The following is a 16,384-nucleotide window of genomic DNA, read 5'->3' as shown; positions in this document are numbered from 1 at the left end:
TCGTTCGCGATGCCCTTTTCATATCTGCCGCATTGGAGACAGCCATGAGCTACACCGCCCCGGTCAAGGACATGCTCTTCGACATCGAGCATCTCGCCGACATCGCGCAGATCGCGCGCATGCCGGGCCTCGAGGACGCCGGCCTCGAGACCGCGCAAGCCGTGCTCGAGGAGTGTGCGCGCTTCAACCAGGACGTGGTCGCGCCGCTCAACGTGGCGGGCGACAGGCATCCCTCGACCTTCAAGGACGGCAAGGTCGCGACCACGCCCGGCTTCAAGGAAGCCTTCGCGCAGTACGCGGCGGGCGGCTGGCAGGGGCTGCAGCACCCGGCCGAGTTCGGCGGCCAGGGCCTGCCCAAGACCATCGGCGCGGCGTGCGGCGAGATGCTCAACTCGGCCAACATGAGCTTCGCGCTGTGCCCGCTCCTGAGCGACGGCGCAATCGAGGCGCTGCTCACCGCCGGCTCCGACGAGCTGAAGGCCGCCTACCTCCAGAAGCTGGTGAGCGGGCAATGGACCGGCACCATGAACCTGACAGAGCCGCAGGCCGGCAGCGACCTCGCGATGGTGCGCAGCCGCGCCGAGCCGCAACCCGACGGCAGCTACAGGATCTTCGGCACCAAGATCTTCATCACCTACGGCGAGCACGACATGGCCGAGAACATCGTGCACCTCGTGCTTGCGCGCGTGACCGGCGCGCCCGAAGGCGTGAAGGGCATCAGCCTGTTCGTGGTGCCAAAGTTCCTCGTCGACAAGGACGGCACGCTCGGCGAACGCAACGACGTGCACTGCGTCAGCATCGAGCACAAGCTGGGCATCAAGGCCTCGCCCACGGCTGTCCTTCAATACGGGGACCACGGCGGCGCTGTGGGATACATCGTCGGCCAGGAGAATCGCGGCCTCGAATACATGTTCATCATGATGAACGCGGCGCGCTATGCCGTCGGCGTGCAGGGCATCGCGATTGCAGAGCGGGCCTACCAGCAGGCAGTGGCCTATGCGAAGGACCGGGTGCAGAGCCGCCCGGTGGACGGCTCGATCAATGCGAGCGCGCCCATCATTCACCACCCCGACATCAAGCGCATGCTGATGACGATGCGCGCCTACACCGAGGGCTGCCGCGCCATGGCCACGACCGCGGCGGCGGCCTACGATGCGATGCATCACCACCCCGATGCCGAGACGCGCAAGCAGAACCAGGCCTTCTACGAATACATGGTGCCGCTGGTCAAGGGCTACAGCACCGAGATGAGCCTGGAGGTCGCATCGCTGGGCGTGCAGGTGCACGGCGGCATGGGCTTCATCGAGGAGACCGGCGCGGCGCAGTACCTGCGCGACGCCAAGATCCTCACCATCTACGAAGGCACGACCGCGATTCAGGCCAACGACCTCGTCGGCCGCAAGACGGCGCGCGACGGCGGGCAGGTCGCCAAGGCCATCGCGGCACAAATCGAGAAGACCGAGGCCGAGCTCTCCAGGCGAGACAGCGCCGAGGCACAGGCGGTCGCCAGGCGGCTGAAGGCCGCGCGCGAGGCCTTCGTCGACGTGGTCGAGTTCGTCGCCGGCCGGACCAAGGCAGCGCCCAATGCGGTGTTCGCGGGCAGCGTGCCCTACCTGATGCTGGCGGGCAACCTCGTCGCGGGCTGGCAGCTCGCGCGCTCGCTGCTGGTGGCCGAAGACCAGCTCAAGGCCGGCAACGACGTCGCCTTCATGCAGGCCAAGATCGCCACCGCCCGCTTCTATGCCGAGCACATCCTCGTCAAGGCACCCGGGCTGCGCGACAGCATCGTCGAGGGGGCCGAGAGCGTGACCGCGTTGCCGATCGAGGCCTTCTGAAATCGGACAGCCGGCTGTCCGCTCCCGTTTTTCACAACCTTCAAGAGACGACCGAACCATGTCCAAGCTCCCTCCCGTGCTCGCCAACCTCCCGCTGCCGATCATCGGCTCGCCGCTGTTCATCATCAGCAACCCCAAGCTCGTGATCGCGCAATGCAAGGCCGGCGTGGTGGGGGCGATGCCCGCGCTCAACGCGCGCCCGGCCTCGCAGCTGGAAGACTGGCTGGCCGAGATCACCGAGGCACTGGCGGCTCACGACAAGGCGAACCCGGACCGGCCCGCCGCGCCCTTCGCGATCAACCAGATCGTGCACAAGAGCAACGACCGGCTCGAGCACGACATGGAGATGGTCGTGAAGTACAAGGTGCCGATCGTCATCACCTCGCTGGGCGCGCGCACCGACGTCAACGACGCGGTTCACAGCTATGGCGGTGTGACGCTGCACGATGTCATCAACAACGCCTTCGCCCGCAAGGCGATCGAGAAGGGCGCCGACGGCATCATCGCGGTGGCGGCCGGCGCCGGCGGGCATGCGGGCATCAAGAGCCCCTTCGCCCTGGTGCAGGAAATTCGGCAGTGGTTCGACGGCCCCATCGCGCTGTCGGGCGCTATCGCCACCGGCGGAGCGGTGCTGGCAGCGCAGGCCATGGGCGCCGACTTCGCCTACATCGGCACCGCCTTCATCGCGACGCAGGAGGCGCGCGCGAGCGACGAGTACAAGCAGGCCATCGTCGACGGCAACTCCGACGACATCGTCTACTCGAATCTCTTCACCGGCGTGCACGGCAACTACCTCGCGCCGAGCATCGTGGCCGCGGGCATGGACCCGGCCAACCTGCCGCAGGGCGACCTCAAGACGATGAACTTCGGCGGCGGGGAGGGCAGCAAGACCAAGGCCTGGAAGGACATCTGGGGCTCGGGGCAGGGCATCGGCGCCGTCACCGAGGTCGGCACCGCCGCCGCCTTCGTCGAGAAGCTCAAGCGCGAGTACCAGGAAGCGCGGCAACGCCTTGCCCTCTGATCCGGCCGCGGCGCGCACGCCCGCCGCGCCTGCGGCCGCGGCGCGCATGCCGCTGCTCGACGTGGCAAAGGGGCTCGCCTGCGCGGTGATCGTCGGGCATCACCTCGCGCGCTACGGCCCGCTGCCGGTCAGTGCGTCCACGCTGGCGCCGGCGCTTTTCGAATGGCTGGCCGACAACGGCCGCCTCGCCGTGCAGGTGTTCCTGGTGATCGCAGGCTTCCTGGCGGCGGGCAGCCTCGCGCCCGATGGCGTGTTGCGGATCGACCGTCCCATGCTGCGCGTGTTCCAGCGCTACGGCCGGCTCGCCATGCCCTACCTGGCGGCGCTTGCCGTCAGCGTGCTGGCCGCCGCGCTGGTGCGGCCCTGGCTCGTCGACGAGGCCGTGCCGGCGGCGCCCGGACTGGCGCAGCTGGTGGCGCACGGGCTGCTGCTACAGGACCTGCTCGGCTACGAAGCACTCTCCACCGGCGTGTGGTACGTGGCGATCGACTTCCAGCTCTTCGTGCTGGCGCTGATGGCTATCGGCCTCTCGGAGCTGCTGCAGCGCCGGTGGGCGCTGGAGCCGGGGCGCTCGCGCTGGCTGGCGGTGGGCCTGGTGCTGGTGCTGGCGGTTGCGTCGCTCGCGGTGTTCAACCGCAACGCAGGGCTGGACGACACGGCGCTCTATTTCTTCGGCGCCTACGGCCTGGGCATGCTGGTGTTCTGGATCGGCCGCGCCACGCGGCGCAGCACCTGGCGGTTCGCGGTGGCGCTGCTGGCGCTGGTCGGCGCCGCCGCCCTGGCGCTCGACTGGCGCAGCCGTATCGCCACCGCGCTGGTCACGGCGCTGCTGTTGGTGGCAGCGCAGCGGCGCGGCGATCTGGCGCTGGGCGCCTGGCCGCCGCTGCTGCGGCTGGGGCGCATCTCGTATTCGCTGTTCCTGATCCACTTCCCCGTGCTGCTGCTGGTGAGCGCGGTGATGGCGCGGCTGGTGCCTGTCGGCCCCTGGACCGGTCTGCTCGGCCTCATCGCCGCCTTCGGGTTGTCGGTCGCCGCGGCGACGCTCCTGTACCGCTGGGTCGAGTCGCGGCCGGTGACGTGGCCGAGGGTGGTGGGGCTCTTCGCGGCGCTGCTCGCCTGCGGGGCGATGACCGCGGGCTGAAGAGGCTCAGCGACCGTTCGCCAGGGCGTCCTGGTAGTGGCGCGAGAAGGTCTGAGCGATCACGTCCCAGTCGTAGTGCTTGGCCCGCTGCTGAGCGGCCGCCGACATCGCGGTGCAGCGCTCGCTGTCGAGCCCCGCGATCTCGCGCACCACCGCGGCGTCCGCAGCACTCCCGTCGAAGCCCAGGAAGAAGCCGTTGACGCCGCGCTCCACGAAGCCGTTGATCGGCGCGATATCCCGGCACAACACGATCTTGCCCGCCGCCATCGCCTCCAGGATGCCGACGCCGAAGCCCTCGTACTCGCTGCCGGTGACGAACACGGTGCGCTGCTGCAGCTCGTGCATCAGCGCGGCATCCTCGATGTAGGGATGCAGCCGGACTGCGGCATCGAGCTTCAGCGCGCGGATCTGGTTGTCCAGCGATTCACGCAGGTTGTCGAAGTCCGGCCCGGCGATCAGCAGGTCGATCGCGATGCCCTGGTCGCGGGCCATCGCGACCGTGTCGATCACCGCGTCGATGCGCTTGTTGCGCGACCAGCGGCCCCAATAGATCCATTTGGCCGGATCAGGCGTGCCGGTGAGTCGCCCCTGCTGGAACTTGGCATAGGCGATGCCGTTCTCGCACTTCTCGACCCGGTCCGAGAACTGGCTGAAGTACGCGGTGTCCGATTCGCTGGTTGCCAGGATCTTGCGGTAGTGCCGCAGCAGCGAGCGCATCAGCAGGCGCTCGTGCAGCCACTTGATCGATCGGTGCCGCGTCGTGTGGCGGAAGCCGCCGTGCGTGCTCAGCACGGCGGGGATGTGCCGGCATTGCAGCAGCACGTTGCCGGTGAGCATCATCAATTGCGGGTCGTGCACGTGCAGCAGGTCATAGCCGGCGGCGAGGCGGCCGAAGTCGCGCGCATAGCCGGCGAGCCGGTTGCCGGCCACGGGCACGCGGTACACCTTCAGGCCGTCGACTTCGTCCACGGAGGGCTCGGCGACCTTGGCCGAGACATGGGCCACGTCGACCTGCACGCCAGGGCCGGATGTGCGCACGGCCAGTTCGCGAACCACGGACTCGATGCCTCCGACCTGCGGAAAGTAGGTCGGCGTGATGGAAAGAACTTTCAATGTCGCTCCCGGATGCTGCTTCGGCCGATCGTAGCAGCGGGCCGCGGCGCATCAGGGGCCCGACGCGGCCGAGCCGGGCGCGGCCGTCGCGCCATAGCTCAGCGCCTGCGCGCGGCCCCAGAACACGCGGTACATGAAGATCGTGTAGACGATGATGGCCGGCAGGGTGATTGCGACGCCGATCCCGATCACCACCAGTGCTTCGGTGGAGCTCGCGGCCTCCCACACGGTCAGGCGGTCCAGCACCACGTAGGGATAGATGCTGTAGGCCAGCCCGAGGAAAGCCATCAGGAAGATCAGCACCGTGCCGGCGAACACCACCCATCCGTAGCCGCCAGCGACCACCCTGGGCTTGGAGATGACCTGGAAGATCGCGAAGAAGGCCGCGCCGCAGGCCAGCGGGATCGGCAGCAGCCCCAGCAGTTCCGGCAGGCTGAACCACTTGTCGAAGACGGTCGGGCTGACGATGGGCGTCGCGACGGAGATGCCGACCAGGGCGAGGCCCATCGGCCACAGCACGCCGCGGGCCCACCGCACTGCCTTCTGCTTCAACTCGTCGCCCGTCTTCATGATGAGCCAGCCGGCGCCCAGCATGGCGTAGGCGGTCGGCAGCGTCAGCGCAATGCCCAGGCTGAAGGCCAGCGACAGCCAGCTGTGGCTGAACCCCGTCAGATAACTGCCGAGCATCCAGCCCTGCGCCATCGCGGCCAGCAGCGAGCCGATGGAAAACGCGTTGTTCCAGGCCCGCTTGTGTTCGTCGCGCGCCTTCACGCGGAAGTCGAAGGACACGCCCCGCAGCGTGAGGCCCACCAGCATCAGCGTGACGGGCAGGTAGAGCGCACTCAGGACCACGCCGTGCGCGAGCGGAAAGCAGATCAGCAGCACGCCGATGCCGAGCACCAGCCAGGTCTCGTTCGCGTCCCAGAAGGGGCCGATGCTCGAGACCATCACGTCCTTCTCGTCATCGCTCGCGAAGGGCAGCAGGATGCCCACGCCCAGGTCGTAGCCGTCGAGCACGACGTAGATCATGAGCGCCAGGCCCATCACCGCCATGAAGACGAGGGGCAGCACGGTGGCCCAGTTCAGCGCGTTCATGTCAGCCTTTCAGCGCGGCGGAGCCGGCTCGGGTGGTCACGGGCAGCGGCTTTTCGGGCGCCGGCGTCTCGGGGTGTTCAGCCATGTACTTGAGCACCGCCACATACGAGAGGAGCAGGACCAGGTAGAGCAGCAGCCAGGCAACGAGGGTGCTTCCCACCAGGGCCGGCGGATGCGCGGCCACCACGTCGGCGGTGCGTAGCAGGCCGTAGACGATGAAGGGCTGGCGGCCGATCTCCGTCACGTACCAGCCGGCCAGCGTCGCGACCCAGCCGGAGAAGGTCATGCCTGCCAGCGTCCACAGCAGCAGGCGCGGCTCCGGCGCCTCGGCGCCGTCTCGCCTGCGGCGCAGCAGCTTCCATGCGGCCCACCAGGAAACGACGAGCATCAGCACGCCCATGCCCACCATCACGCGGAAGCTCCAGAACACCGGCGCCACGGGCGGATGGGCGTTCGGAAACTCGTTGAGGCCCTTGATCTCGGCGTCGATGTCGTGCGCGAGGATCAGGCTGGCGAGCTTGGGCACCTGCACGGCGTAGTCGGTACGGCCTTCCTTCTCGTTGGGCCAGCCGAACAGCGTGAGCGGCGCGCTCTTTTCGGTGTGCCACACGCCCTCGATCGCGGCGATCTTCGCGGGCTGGTGCTGCAGCGTGTTCAGGCCGTGCAGGTCGCCCATGAAGATCTGCAGCGGAATCGCGATTGCAGCCAGGCCGACGCTGGCGCGCAGTGCCTTGCGCGTGCCCGCGTTCGGGGTACCGCGCAGCAATTGCCAGGCACTCAGGCCGGCGATCAGGAAGGACACCGTGAGCGTCGAAGCCAACAGCTTGTGCCCAAGGCGGTAAGGGAAAGAGGGGCTGAAGATCACGTCCCACCAGCTCAGCACGTGGAAGCGGCCGTCGATGATCTCGTAGCCGCTGGGGGTCTGCATCCACGAGTTGAGCGCGAGGATCCAGAAGGCAGACAGCGTGGTGCCGCCCGCCACCATCAAGCTGGCCACGAGGTGGACTCGCTCCGACACCCGGTCACGGCCGAACAGCATGATGCCGAGGAAGGTGGCCTCCAGGAAGAAGGCGGTGAGCACCTCGTAGCCCAGCAGCGGCCCGGCGATGTTGCCGGCCTTTTCCATGTAGCCCGGCCAGTTGGTGCCGAACTGGAAGCTCATCGTGATGCCGGAAACCACCCCGAGCGCGAAGCTCAGCGCGAAGACCTTGGTCCAGAAGTAGTAGGCCGCCTCCCATTGCGCCGCCGCGGGCGTGCCCTTCGCGGCAATGGTCCGTAGCCTGAAGAACACCAGCACCCAGCCGAGCGCGATGTTGATCGTGGGAAACAGGATGTGGAAGCTGATGTTGGCAGCGAACTGGATGCGAGACAGGAGCAGGGTGTCGAATTCCATGGTTCAGTCCTTCTTGCTCGGGAGCTTCGCCACCTTCGCGGCCTTCGGGGGGGCCGGCGCCGGGCGTGCCGTCCTGCCCGTGAGGCGATCCTTGAACTCGAGCACCTTGGTCACCGTTGCGCCCATCCCCATCAGCTGCATCGCGGTTTCGGGCGCGAGCTTCTGGACATCGTCGAACCAGGTCATGAGCCGATCGATCAGCTCGTGCATCTGCCGCATGCGCGCCTGCGCATGGCGCTCGGCGTCGCTCGACGGCGTCTCGAGCAGCGCGCTGCGCAGCATCGAGAGCGTCGGCTCGATCTCGCGCCGGCGGCGCTCCTCGGCCAGCACGCGGAAGATCTCCCACACGTCCTGCGGCGCCTCGAAGTACTCGCGGCGGTCGCCGGGCAGGTGCCGCAGGCGCACCAGGCGCCACGCTTGCAGTTCTTTCAGCCCCATGCTGACGTTCGAGCGCGAGAACTCGAGCAGCTCGGCGATTTCGTCGGCGTTGAGCGCGCGCTCGGAAATGAAGATCAGCGCATAGATCTGTCCCACCGTGCGGTTGATGCCCCAGCGGCTGCCCATCTCGCCGAAGTGGGCGACGAAGCGCTGATTGAGGGCAGGGAGGTGGGTGCTGTCGGCCATGGCGTGATTCTCGCGCCAAATTGCTGTAATTTCAAGAATTACTGAAAATTCAAACAGATATCCGGTGGCTTTCGATGAGCGCCCTCATGTCCCCGGCTTCCACCAGCGTCACCTGGTCCTCGTACATGAAGCGGGCCCGCCCCTTGACCATGATCGCCGCTTGACAAGGCGCCGCCGCGCTTCGAAATTCAGCCGCATGGTTCACCTGATGACTGCGCCGCCCGCGCCCGACGCGGGCCGGCTCGCCGCGCGCGAGGCGGCGGAAGCGGTCTACCGCAGCGAGTCGCGCCGCATCTTCGCCACGCTGGTGCGGCTGCTGGGCGACTTCGACCTGGCGGAGGAGGCGCTGCATGACGCGTTCCGCGCCGCCCTCGAGCAATGGCCGGTGCAAGGCATACCGTCCAACCCGCGCGCGTGGCTGGTCTCGGCCGGGCGCTTCAAGGCCATCGACGGCATCCGCCGCCGCGCGCGTTTCGAAGGCTGGGACGAGAACGCCGGCGCAGTCGACGCCGCTGCCGACCCTGCCCCGGCCTGGGACGAACGCGACGCCGATGCCGAAGCCCTGGAGGACGACCGCCTGCGCCTGATCTTCACCTGCTGTCATCCGGCGCTGGCACCCGATGCGGAGGCGGCGCTAACGTTGCGCGAGGTCTGCGGCCTCGCGACCGAGCAGATCGCCGCTGCCTTCCTGGTGCCCGCGCCCACCATCGCGCAGCGCATCGTGCGGGCCAAGAGCAGGATCCGCGAGGCGCGCATTCCCTACCAGGTGCCGCCCGTGCGCGAGCTGCCCGAGCGGCTCGACGTGGTGCTGCGCGTGGTCTACCTGGTGTTCAACGAGGGTTATGCCGCTTCGTCGGGCGAGGCGCTCACGCGGCCCGACCTCTCGGCGGAGGCGATTCGCCTGGGCCGCCTGCTGGTCGAGCTGCTGCCCGAGCCCGAGGCGATCGGCCTGCTGGCGCTGATGCTGCTGCACGAGTCGCGCCGCGCGGCGCGCAGCTCGGCCGCGGGCGAGATGGTGCTGCTGGAGGACCAAGACCGCAGCCGCTGGGACGCCGTGCTGATCGCCGAGGGCAGCGCGCTCGTGACGCAGGCCCTGTCCTCGCGGCGCTTCGGCCCCTACACCCTGCAGGCCGCCATCGCGGCGGTGCACGCGGAGGCGGCCGACGCCGCGGCCACCGACTGGGCGCAGATCGCAGGCCTGTACGACGTGCTGCTGCGCGCCGAGCCGTCGCCGGTGGTCGCGCTCAACCGGGCCGTCGCCATCGCGATGCGCGACGGCCCGGCGGCCGGCCTCGCGCTGATCGACGACATCCTTGCGAGCGGCGAGCTAGCGGACTACCACCTGGCCCATGCGGCCCGGGCCGACCTTTGCCGGCGCCTCGGCCGCACGGCCGAGGCGCGCGAAGCCTACGAGCGCGCACTGGCGCAGGCGCGGCAGGCGCCCGAGCGCCAGTTCCTCGAACGGCGGCTGGCGGCGTTGCCTGCGGCGGGCGATGCATCTTGAAACAAGTCGGCCGCTGCAAAGCCGGCTTGCGTGTCGAAAACGGGCCCGGCCGTTCGACCAGAGGCATCCCCTCAACCTTTCTTTCCAGGAGATGCGCATGAAATACCTTTGCCTCGTCTACTTCGATCCCGCGCTGCTGACTTCGATGTCGGCGAGCGAACGGGCCCGGCTGGACAACGATTCGATGGACTACGACGAGGAGCTCGCGGCGCGCGGCCAGCTGGTCGTGGCCGAGGCGCTGCAGCCGCCGAAGACCGCCAAGGTGGTGCAGACGCGGGCAGGCAAGCTCTCGCAGACCGACGGCCCCTTCATCGAGACGAAGGAGCAGCTCGGCGGCTTCATCCTGATCGACGTGCCAGACCTCAATGCCGCGATCCAGGTCGCGGCCCGCATTCCGTTGGCCAGGCACGGCAGCATCGAGGTGCGGCCCATCGCCAAGGTCGAGAGGAGCGCGCCATGAGATACCTCTGCATGATCTTCGCGACTGACGCGCAGATGGGCACGATCCCGCCCGCCGAGATGGCCGCCTTCGTCAACGAGCACCTGGACTATGACGACCGCCTGCGCGCCGGCGGCCATCTGGTCGCGTCCGAGGGCCTGGAGGCCGCGAGCACGGCCGCCGTCGTGCGCGTGCGCAACGGCCGGCTGTCGGTCACCGACGGTCCCTTCATCGAGACCAACGAGCAGCTCGGCGGCTTCTACCTGGTCGAGGCCGCGAGCGAGGAGGAGGCCGTGCGCCTGGCCGCGGGCATTCCCTCCGCGCGCGTCGGGAGCATCGAGCTGCGGCCGGTGTTCGAGCTCGCTCGCCCGGCGCAAGAAGGGCAAGGGCAACCATGACCGCGGTGCAACCCACTGCGCACAAGGCCGGCGCGCGCGAATGGATCGGCCTTGCCGTGATCGCGCTGCCCTGCATGCTCTACGCGATGGACCTCACGGTGCTCAACCTCGCGGTGCCGCACCTGAGCGCCGCGCTGCGGCCGAGCAGCGCGCAGATGCTGTGGATCGTCGACATCTACGGCTTCATGCTGGCAGGCTCGCTCATCACCATGGGCACGCTGGGCGACCGCATCGGGCGACGCCGGCTGCTGCTGATCGGCGCCGCCTTCTTCGGGCTGGCCTCGGTGCTGGCGGCCTTCTCCACCAGCGCGCCGATGCTGATCGCCACCCGCGCGCTGCTCGGCGTGGCGGGCGCGACGCTGGCGCCTTCGACGCTCTCGCTGATCCGCAACATGTTCCTCGATGCGCAGGAGCGCACCGTGGCCATCGGCGTCTGGATCGCGAGCTTCTCGATCGGCGGCACCATCGGGCCGTTGGTCGGCGGCGCGCTGCTCGAGCATTTCTGGTGGGGCTCGGTGTTCCTGGTCGGCGTGCCGGTGATGGCGCTGCTGCTGCTGATCGGGCCATGGCTGCTGCCCGAGTACCGCGACCCCGAGGCGGGGCGGCTCGATGTCCTCAGCGCGGCGCAATCGCTGCTGGCGGTGCTGGCCGTCATCTACGGCCTCAAGCGCTTCGCGGAGCACGGTCCCGGCTGGCTGCCGCTGGCGGCGGTCGTGGTGGGCGTGGCGATCGGGTGGGCCTTCTTCCGGCGCCAGGGCCGGCTCGCGGACCCGCTGATCGACCTGGCGCTGTTCCGTGCGCCCGCCTTCAGCGCGGCGCTCACCATCAACACGCTGGCTTTCTTCATCGCGTTCGGCAGCTTTCTCTTCGTGGTGCAGTACATGCAGCTGGTGCTGGGCCTCTCGCCACTGCAGGCCGGGCTGTGGAGCGTGCCTTCGGGCATGGCCTTTGCGGTGGGCTCGACGCTGGCGCCGCGAATCGTGCGCCGCGTGCGGCCGGGTTTCGTGGTGGCCGGCGGGCTGCTCATCGCGGCCGTGGGCTTTGCCTTGCTGGCGCAGGTCGGGCGGGCAGATGGCTTGCTGCTGCTGGTGGCCGCCTACACGATCCTCTCGCTCGGCCTGTCCTTCGCCTTCACGCTGGCGGTCGACATGATGGTGGGCACGGCCCCGCCCGAGCGCGCCGGCGCGGCCTCGGCCATCCAGGAGACCAGCTCGGAGTTCGGTGGTGCCCTGGGCATCGCGATGCTGGGCAGCCTGATCGTGGCCGTCTACCGGCGTGCGATGACGGACAGCGCGCTGGAGGGCGTTCCGCCAGCCGTGGCCGAGGCGGCCCGCACCAGCCTTGGCGTCGCGGCGGATGCGGCCGCGGCGCTGCCGGGGCCGGCCGGCGCGGCCCTGCTCGAGGCCTCGCGCGCGGCGTTCGCGGAAGCCTTCGTGCTCACGGCCTCCATCAGCGCCGCGGTAGCGTTGGGCGCGGCCCTGCTCGCCGTCTTCATGCTGCGCCACGTGGGTGGTCCGCCGCAGGCCGCGCCCGCAACGCGGCCTCGCCCTTGCGCCCGCGAGGTCTGAGAAGCTGTGAATAAATCCGCCACGCCCGCTCATCCCGCCCAGGCGGCCTCACTCTGCGTTGCAAATGCTCGCCGTAGCGCGAGCTACGGCTGCACTTTGCGCCTTGATTGAAGCCGCCTGGGCGGGCTGCTCGGGCGCGCCGGATTCATCCACAGCTTCTGAGCTTGCGCGGATAATCCCCGCCCATGAGCGGCAACACCTTCGGCACCCTTTTCGCGGTCACCAACTTCGGCGAATCCCATGGCCCCGCGATCGGCTGCGTCATCGACGGCTGCCCGCCCGGCCTGGCACTCACCGAGGCCGACATCCAGGGAGACCTCGACCGCCGACGCCCCGGCACCAGCCGCCACGTGACGCAGCGCAACGAGCCCGACATCGTGCAGATCCTCTCCGGCGTCTACGAGGGCAAGACCACCGGCACGCCGATCGCACTGCTGATCCGCAACACCGACCAGCGCAGCAAGGACTACGGCCAGATCGCGCAGCAGTTCCGCCCCGGCCACGCCGACTTCACCTACTGGAAGAAATACGGCATTCGCGATCCGCGCGGCGGCGGCCGTTCCTCGGCGCGGCTGACGGCGCCGATGGTGGCGGCCGGCGCTGTCGCCCGGAAGTGGCTGTTCGAGAAGTACGGCACCGTGTTCCGCGGCTGCATGGCCCAGATCGGCGAGATCGAGATCCCCTTCGAGAGCTGGGACCATGTGCCGAACAACCCCTTCTTCGCGCCGGTGGCCGATGTCTCCCGGCTCGAGGGCTACATGGACGCGCTGCGCAAGGCGGGCGACTCCTGCGGCGCCCGCATCCGCGTGACGGCCTCCAAGGTGCCGGTGGGCCTGGGCGAGCCGCTGTTCGACAAGATGGACGCCGACATTGCCTGGGCCATGATGGGCATCAACGCCGTCAAGGGCGTCGAGATCGGCGCCGGCTTCGCCAGCGTCACGCAGCGTGGCACCACGCACGGCGACTCGATCCGGCCGGACGGCTTCGAGAGCAACAACGCCGGCGGCGTGCTCGGCGGCATCAGCACCGGACAGGACCTGGACGTGAGCATCGCGATCAAGCCCACCAGCTCGATCATCAGCCCGCGCCGGTCCGTCGACATCCACAACCAGCCGGTCGAGGTGGTCACCAAGGGCCGGCACGACCCCTGCGTGGGCATCCGTGCCACCCCCATCGCCGAGGCGATGCTGGCGCTGGTCGTGATGGAGCATGCGCTGCGCAACCGCGCCCAGTGCGGCGACGTGATCGGGGCGCCCGATCCGGGCCAGTCCAACGCTGAAGGAACGTCGCCGCAGGCGTCCTTCCTCTAGTGGCCGGGCCGGAGTCTCCTGCCGCCGGCCGCGGCCATCTGCTGGCGTTCGCCGGCCTGTCGGCAAGCTACTTCGCCCACATCGGCTTCTTCAACCCCTACTTGCCGCTCTGGCTGCAGAGCCTGGGGCTGCCGATCTTCACCATCAGCCTGCTGACATCGGTGCAGTCGATCACGCGCGTCTTCGCGCCCTATGCCTGGGGCGCGTTGAGCGATCACACGGGCCAGCGCGTGCTGCTGTTGCGCATCAGCGCGGCGGTCGCGCTCTTCGCCTCGCTGGGGCTGTGGTGGAACGGCGGCGCCTGGTGGCTGGGCCTGGTGCTGCTGGTGACCTTCATCCACACCAGCTCGATGATGTCGCTCACCGAGGCGGCCATGGCCCACCTGGTGGCGGGTGATTGGGGCCGCTACGGCCGCATCCGGCTGTGGGGCTCGGCCGGTTTCCTGGTCACCGTCTTCATCGCGGGCGAGTGGTTCGAGCGTTTCGGCATGAGCCATTTCCCGGCCTGGGCCGGCGGCACGCTGGCCATCGTCCTGATCGCGACCCTGCGCCTGCCCGATACGCGCGAGGCGCCGCTTGCCCACGCGGCGCAGAAGGAGCCGGTCGGGCCGGTGCTGCGCATCCCGGCGGTGCGCTGGTTCTTCGCCTCGCTGTTCTTCCACGTGATGGCGCATTTCGCGGTCTACGGCTTCCTGTCCCTCTACCTGGATTCGCTGGGCTACGGCAAGGCGGTGATCGGTTTGCTGTGGGCGCTGTCGGTGGGCGCCGAGGTGGCCTGGTTCTTCCTGCAGGGCCGGCTGCTCGGGCGCTTCGCGATGCCGCGCTGGCTGCTGATCTGCGGCGTGGCTGCGGTGCTTCGAATGGGGATCACGGCCGGCTGCGGGCCGTGGGTCTGGGCGCTGGCGGCGGCGCAACTGCTGCATGCGCTGTCCTTCGCCGCGCACCACACGACCTGCATCGCGATGGTGTCGCGCCATTTTCCCGGCCGGCTGCGCGGGCGCGGGCAGGCGCTCTTCACGGTGATCGGCTATGGCTTCGGCGGCGTGCTGGGCGTGCTGGCCGGCGGCGCGATCGCGCAGCACTTCGGCTATGTGGCGATGTTCGGCGTGGCGACCGCGCTGGCGGTGGTGGGCAGCGTGTGCGCGTGGCGAATGCAGCGGCTGGAAGCCGTTGCGTCACGGCCCCGGCCGGCAGAAGGCACGCCCGCGGGCGCCAAGCCGCCGTCCGCCTGAGCGGATCAGGTCTTCACGACCTGCGTGGTTCCGGGCGCTCACGCTTGCAGCGCCGGCAGGGCGCTTGGTTCCATGCCGCTGCCGGCGGACAAGTCGCAGGTCAGGCTGCGTTCACCGTGATGCGGCGCGGCTTCGCGTGCTCCGCCTTCGGGATCCTCAGCTTCAGCACGCCATTGGAAAGCTCAGCCGAGACCTTCTCGGCATCGAGCTCCTTGCTGAGCGTGAAGCTGCGGCGGAAACGGCCAACGCCGACCTCGGTATGGCTCGACTGCAGTCCCTCGGGCAGGGACAGACCCAGCTCAGCCTCGATGCTGAGCGTGCCGCTGTCCACGTGCAGAGTGAGCGTCTCCTTGGTCACACCGGGAAGATCGGCGTACAGCGTGAGGCTGTCCACATCCTCGATGACATCCACGGGCGGCATCAAGGCCTGCGCCTCGCGGCGCGCGACCTCCTGCTGCTGCTGCTTTTCGGCGACGGCGGTGGAAGTGGCGCCGTCCTGTTTACGAACGTCGTTCATCTTCAACTCCTTTCTTCAGCTGACCGTGATGCGGCGCGGTTGCGCAGAAGCATGACGCGGGATCGTGATCTGCACGATGCCGTCGCGGTACTGGGCCTTGACGCCATCGGGGTCCACCTCGTCGGGCAGCGTGAGAACGCGCGTGAACTGGCCCGCGAAACGCTCGTTGATATGGACGACCGGTTGCTTGCCGTTCGTGCCTTCCCCTTCCTCCGGCAGCGGCGATTTGCGCTCACCCGAGATGGTCAGCACGCCGCGATCGACATTGATCTCGAGCGTGGCTGGATCCAGACCCGGGGCAAAGGCGTAGACCTCCACTGCCTGCGGCGTGCCGCCGACGTTGAGCGCGGGGAAGCCGCTGCGGCCGAAGCCGCGGATGGTCGGAGAAAGATCGAATGCCTGCTGCATTTCGCGCTGCAGGCGATCCAGCTCGGCGAACAGGTCGCGCGGGAACAGCGATCCGTACATGCGAAACCTCCTTTCAAGCTCGATTCGACAACCTGCGTCGGGAGTGGTTTTCCCGGCGCTTCCGGGGCCTTAGTTGGGAGTGCCTCGAAAAAAGTTCAAGAGGCTCAAGAGGCGTTCGAGAGGTGTTCACGGGGGGGAGAAGTGCGCGTCTCCACCCTGGAATTCGGCCCTTGAAAGCGGCAGACCCAACCACATGTCGGCATCGAAATGGCATTGTCGGAAAGGAGGCAACACATGGAAGTCCTGAAGGATCTGGGAAGCGCTTTCCAGAGGGGTTGGCAGGATCTTGCGGAAGGCTGGCGCGACATCGTGCAACGTGGAAGCTCGGCGCTGACGCGCTTCTTTCCACGCAAGGACGCGCAGCCGACGCAGGCGCTGTCGTTCCCGCGGTGGGGCATGCTCGCCGGCGAAGTCGTGGACCGCGGCAACTCCGTGGTGGTGCAGGTGGAGCTGCCGGGCGTCGAGCGCGACGACTGCCAGGTGACCGTGCAGGACGGCTATCTGCGCATTCGCGGCGAGAGGCGGTCGGAGCGTGAACACCTGGGCGCGAGCTACTACCTGATGGAGCGTGCCTATGGCAGCTTCGAGCGCGCCGTCCGCCTGCCGCCGGAGGTGGACGAGGGCTCTGCCGACGCGCGGCTGCGTGACGGCGTGCTGAGGGTCGAGTTCAAGAAGAAGAAGGGCGCCGCCTTGCAGCGGCGCCGCATCGAAGTCCGCTAGGGCGCT

At 68.7% G+C, this 16,384-nt stretch carries 16 protein-coding genes; 10 read left to right on the top strand and 6 right to left on the bottom strand.

Annotation, left to right across the window (positions count from 1 at the left end):
* Window positions 1-44 precede the first annotated feature (44 nt).
* The 3 genes from ACMGEZ_RS07190 to ACMGEZ_RS07180 are packed head-to-tail and all read left to right on the top strand — an operon-like array spanning window position 45 to window position 3,997.
* A complete protein-coding gene (locus tag ACMGEZ_RS07190; protein WP_436821573.1) occupies window positions 45-1,835 on the top strand; it encodes an acyl-CoA dehydrogenase in 1,791 nt (596 codons plus the stop codon).
* 58 nt (window positions 1,836-1,893) lie between these two features.
* On the top strand, window positions 1,894-2,856 hold the full coding sequence (locus tag ACMGEZ_RS07185; RefSeq protein ID WP_436821572.1) for an NAD(P)H-dependent flavin oxidoreductase: 963 nt from the start codon (window positions 1,894-1,896) through the stop codon (window positions 2,854-2,856).
* Window positions 2,857-2,902: 46 nt separating this feature from the next.
* Window positions 2,903-3,997: an acyltransferase family protein gene (locus tag ACMGEZ_RS07180; protein ID WP_436821777.1), complete on the top strand. Its 1,095-nt coding sequence runs from the start codon at window positions 2,903-2,905 to the stop codon at window positions 3,995-3,997.
* 6 nt (window positions 3,998-4,003) lie between these two features.
* On the opposite strand, the gene ACMGEZ_RS07175 is transcribed toward ACMGEZ_RS07180, so the two are convergent.
* The 4 genes from ACMGEZ_RS07175 to ACMGEZ_RS07160 are packed head-to-tail and all read right to left on the bottom strand — an operon-like array spanning window position 4,004 to window position 8,222.
* Window positions 4,004-5,110 carry a glycosyltransferase family 4 protein gene (locus ACMGEZ_RS07175; RefSeq protein WP_436821571.1) on the bottom strand — a complete coding sequence of 369 codons (1,107 nt, stop codon included), beginning with the start codon at window positions 5,108-5,110 and terminating at the stop codon, window positions 4,004-4,006.
* 51 nt (window positions 5,111-5,161) lie between these two features.
* A complete protein-coding gene (locus ACMGEZ_RS07170) occupies window positions 5,162-6,205 on the bottom strand; it encodes a cytochrome d ubiquinol oxidase subunit II (protein ID WP_436821570.1) in 1,044 nt (347 codons plus the stop codon).
* A 1-nt stretch (window position 6,206) separates the two neighbouring features.
* Window positions 6,207-7,598 carry a cytochrome ubiquinol oxidase subunit I gene (locus ACMGEZ_RS07165; RefSeq protein ID WP_436821569.1) on the bottom strand — a complete coding sequence of 464 codons (1,392 nt, stop codon included), beginning with the start codon at window positions 7,596-7,598 and terminating at the stop codon, window positions 6,207-6,209.
* A gap of 3 nt (window positions 7,599-7,601) precedes the next feature.
* Window positions 7,602-8,222 (bottom strand): GbsR/MarR family transcriptional regulator, encoded by a 621-nt coding sequence (locus ACMGEZ_RS07160; RefSeq protein WP_436821568.1) that lies wholly within the window; start codon window positions 8,220-8,222, stop codon window positions 7,602-7,604.
* 208 nt (window positions 8,223-8,430) lie between these two features.
* Here ACMGEZ_RS07160 and ACMGEZ_RS07155 point away from each other — a divergent pair, with 208 nt between their 5' ends.
* The 6 genes from ACMGEZ_RS07155 to ACMGEZ_RS07130 all read left to right on the top strand — a co-directional run bounded on the left by ACMGEZ_RS07155 (window position 8,431) and on the right by ACMGEZ_RS07130 (window position 14,673).
* Entirely contained in the window at window positions 8,431-9,726 is a 1,296-nt protein-coding gene (locus ACMGEZ_RS07155) for an RNA polymerase sigma factor (RefSeq protein WP_436821567.1), read from the top strand.
* Window positions 9,727-9,823: 97 nt separating this feature from the next.
* Window positions 9,824-10,186, top strand: coding sequence for a YciI family protein (locus tag ACMGEZ_RS07150; RefSeq protein WP_436821566.1), 363 nt, complete (start codon window positions 9,824-9,826; stop codon window positions 10,184-10,186).
* Complete coding sequence (locus tag ACMGEZ_RS07145; protein ID WP_436821565.1) at window positions 10,183-10,563, top strand: YciI family protein; 381 nt, start codon at window positions 10,183-10,185, stop codon at window positions 10,561-10,563. The genes ACMGEZ_RS07150 and ACMGEZ_RS07145 overlap by 4 nt, the downstream gene beginning before the upstream one ends.
* The gene (locus tag ACMGEZ_RS07140; RefSeq protein WP_436821564.1) at window positions 10,560-12,131 is read left to right on the top strand and encodes an MFS transporter; all 1,572 of its coding nucleotides are present in this window, start codon (window positions 10,560-10,562) and stop codon (window positions 12,129-12,131) included. The genes ACMGEZ_RS07145 and ACMGEZ_RS07140 overlap by 4 nt, the downstream gene beginning before the upstream one ends.
* A gap of 185 nt (window positions 12,132-12,316) precedes the next feature.
* A complete protein-coding gene (gene aroC / locus ACMGEZ_RS07135) occupies window positions 12,317-13,441 on the top strand; it encodes a chorismate synthase (RefSeq protein WP_436821563.1) in 1,125 nt (374 codons plus the stop codon).
* The gene (locus ACMGEZ_RS07130; protein WP_436821562.1) at window positions 13,441-14,673 is read left to right on the top strand and encodes an MFS transporter; all 1,233 of its coding nucleotides are present in this window, start codon (window positions 13,441-13,443) and stop codon (window positions 14,671-14,673) included. Before aroC ends, ACMGEZ_RS07130 begins: the two co-directional genes overlap by 1 nt.
* A gap of 100 nt (window positions 14,674-14,773) precedes the next feature.
* Here the strand turns inward: ACMGEZ_RS07130 and ACMGEZ_RS07125 are convergent, their stop codons facing one another.
* Together ACMGEZ_RS07125 and ACMGEZ_RS07120 are read right to left on the bottom strand one after the other, a co-directional pair.
* Window positions 14,774-15,190 (bottom strand): Hsp20/alpha crystallin family protein, encoded by a 417-nt coding sequence (locus ACMGEZ_RS07125; RefSeq protein ID WP_436821561.1) that lies wholly within the window; start codon window positions 15,188-15,190, stop codon window positions 14,774-14,776.
* A 15-nt stretch (window positions 15,191-15,205) separates the two neighbouring features.
* Complete coding sequence (locus tag ACMGEZ_RS07120) at window positions 15,206-15,658, bottom strand: Hsp20/alpha crystallin family protein (protein ID WP_436821560.1); 453 nt, start codon at window positions 15,656-15,658, stop codon at window positions 15,206-15,208.
* Window positions 15,659-15,892: 234 nt separating this feature from the next.
* Here ACMGEZ_RS07120 and ACMGEZ_RS07115 point away from each other — a divergent pair, with 234 nt between their 5' ends.
* Window positions 15,893-16,378 (top strand): Hsp20/alpha crystallin family protein, encoded by a 486-nt coding sequence (locus tag ACMGEZ_RS07115; RefSeq protein ID WP_436821559.1) that lies wholly within the window; start codon window positions 15,893-15,895, stop codon window positions 16,376-16,378.
* Window positions 16,379-16,384 lie beyond the last annotated feature (6 nt).

It is taken from the genome of Variovorax stachyos (assembly GCF_051400855.1).
Classification (GTDB): Bacteria; Pseudomonadota; Gammaproteobacteria; order Burkholderiales; family Burkholderiaceae_C; genus Variovorax.
Note: the sequence above shows the minus strand (reverse complement) of the source record. Positions and strands in the feature narration are given on the sequence as shown.

Coding starts and splice junctions, on each gene's coding strand:
- ACMGEZ_RS07140 (WP_436821564.1), top strand. CDS start 10,560: ATGACCGCGGTGCAACCCACTGCGCACAAGGCCGGCGCGCGCGAATGG.
- ACMGEZ_RS07185 (WP_436821572.1), top strand. CDS start 1,894: ATGTCCAAGCTCCCTCCCGTGCTCGCCAACCTCCCGCTGCCGATCATC.
- ACMGEZ_RS07165 (WP_436821569.1), bottom strand. CDS start 7,598: ATGGAATTCGACACCCTGCTCCTGTCTCGCATCCAGTTCGCTGCCAAC.
- ACMGEZ_RS07115 (WP_436821559.1), top strand. CDS start 15,893: ATGGAAGTCCTGAAGGATCTGGGAAGCGCTTTCCAGAGGGGTTGGCAG.
- ACMGEZ_RS07160 (WP_436821568.1), bottom strand. CDS start 8,222: ATGGCCGACAGCACCCACCTCCCTGCCCTCAATCAGCGCTTCGTCGCC.
- ACMGEZ_RS07145 (WP_436821565.1), top strand. CDS start 10,183: ATGAGATACCTCTGCATGATCTTCGCGACTGACGCGCAGATGGGCACG.
- ACMGEZ_RS07125 (WP_436821561.1), bottom strand. CDS start 15,190: ATGAACGACGTTCGTAAACAGGACGGCGCCACTTCCACCGCCGTCGCC.
- ACMGEZ_RS07180 (WP_436821777.1), top strand. CDS start 2,903: ATGCCGCTGCTCGACGTGGCAAAGGGGCTCGCCTGCGCGGTGATCGTC.
- ACMGEZ_RS07120 (WP_436821560.1), bottom strand. CDS start 15,658: ATGTACGGATCGCTGTTCCCGCGCGACCTGTTCGCCGAGCTGGATCGC.
- ACMGEZ_RS07190 (WP_436821573.1), top strand. CDS start 45: ATGAGCTACACCGCCCCGGTCAAGGACATGCTCTTCGACATCGAGCAT.
- ACMGEZ_RS07170 (WP_436821570.1), bottom strand. CDS start 6,205: ATGAACGCGCTGAACTGGGCCACCGTGCTGCCCCTCGTCTTCATGGCG.
- ACMGEZ_RS07150 (WP_436821566.1), top strand. CDS start 9,824: ATGAAATACCTTTGCCTCGTCTACTTCGATCCCGCGCTGCTGACTTCG.
- ACMGEZ_RS07155 (WP_436821567.1), top strand. CDS start 8,431: ATGACTGCGCCGCCCGCGCCCGACGCGGGCCGGCTCGCCGCGCGCGAG.
- aroC (WP_436821563.1), top strand. CDS start 12,317: ATGAGCGGCAACACCTTCGGCACCCTTTTCGCGGTCACCAACTTCGGC.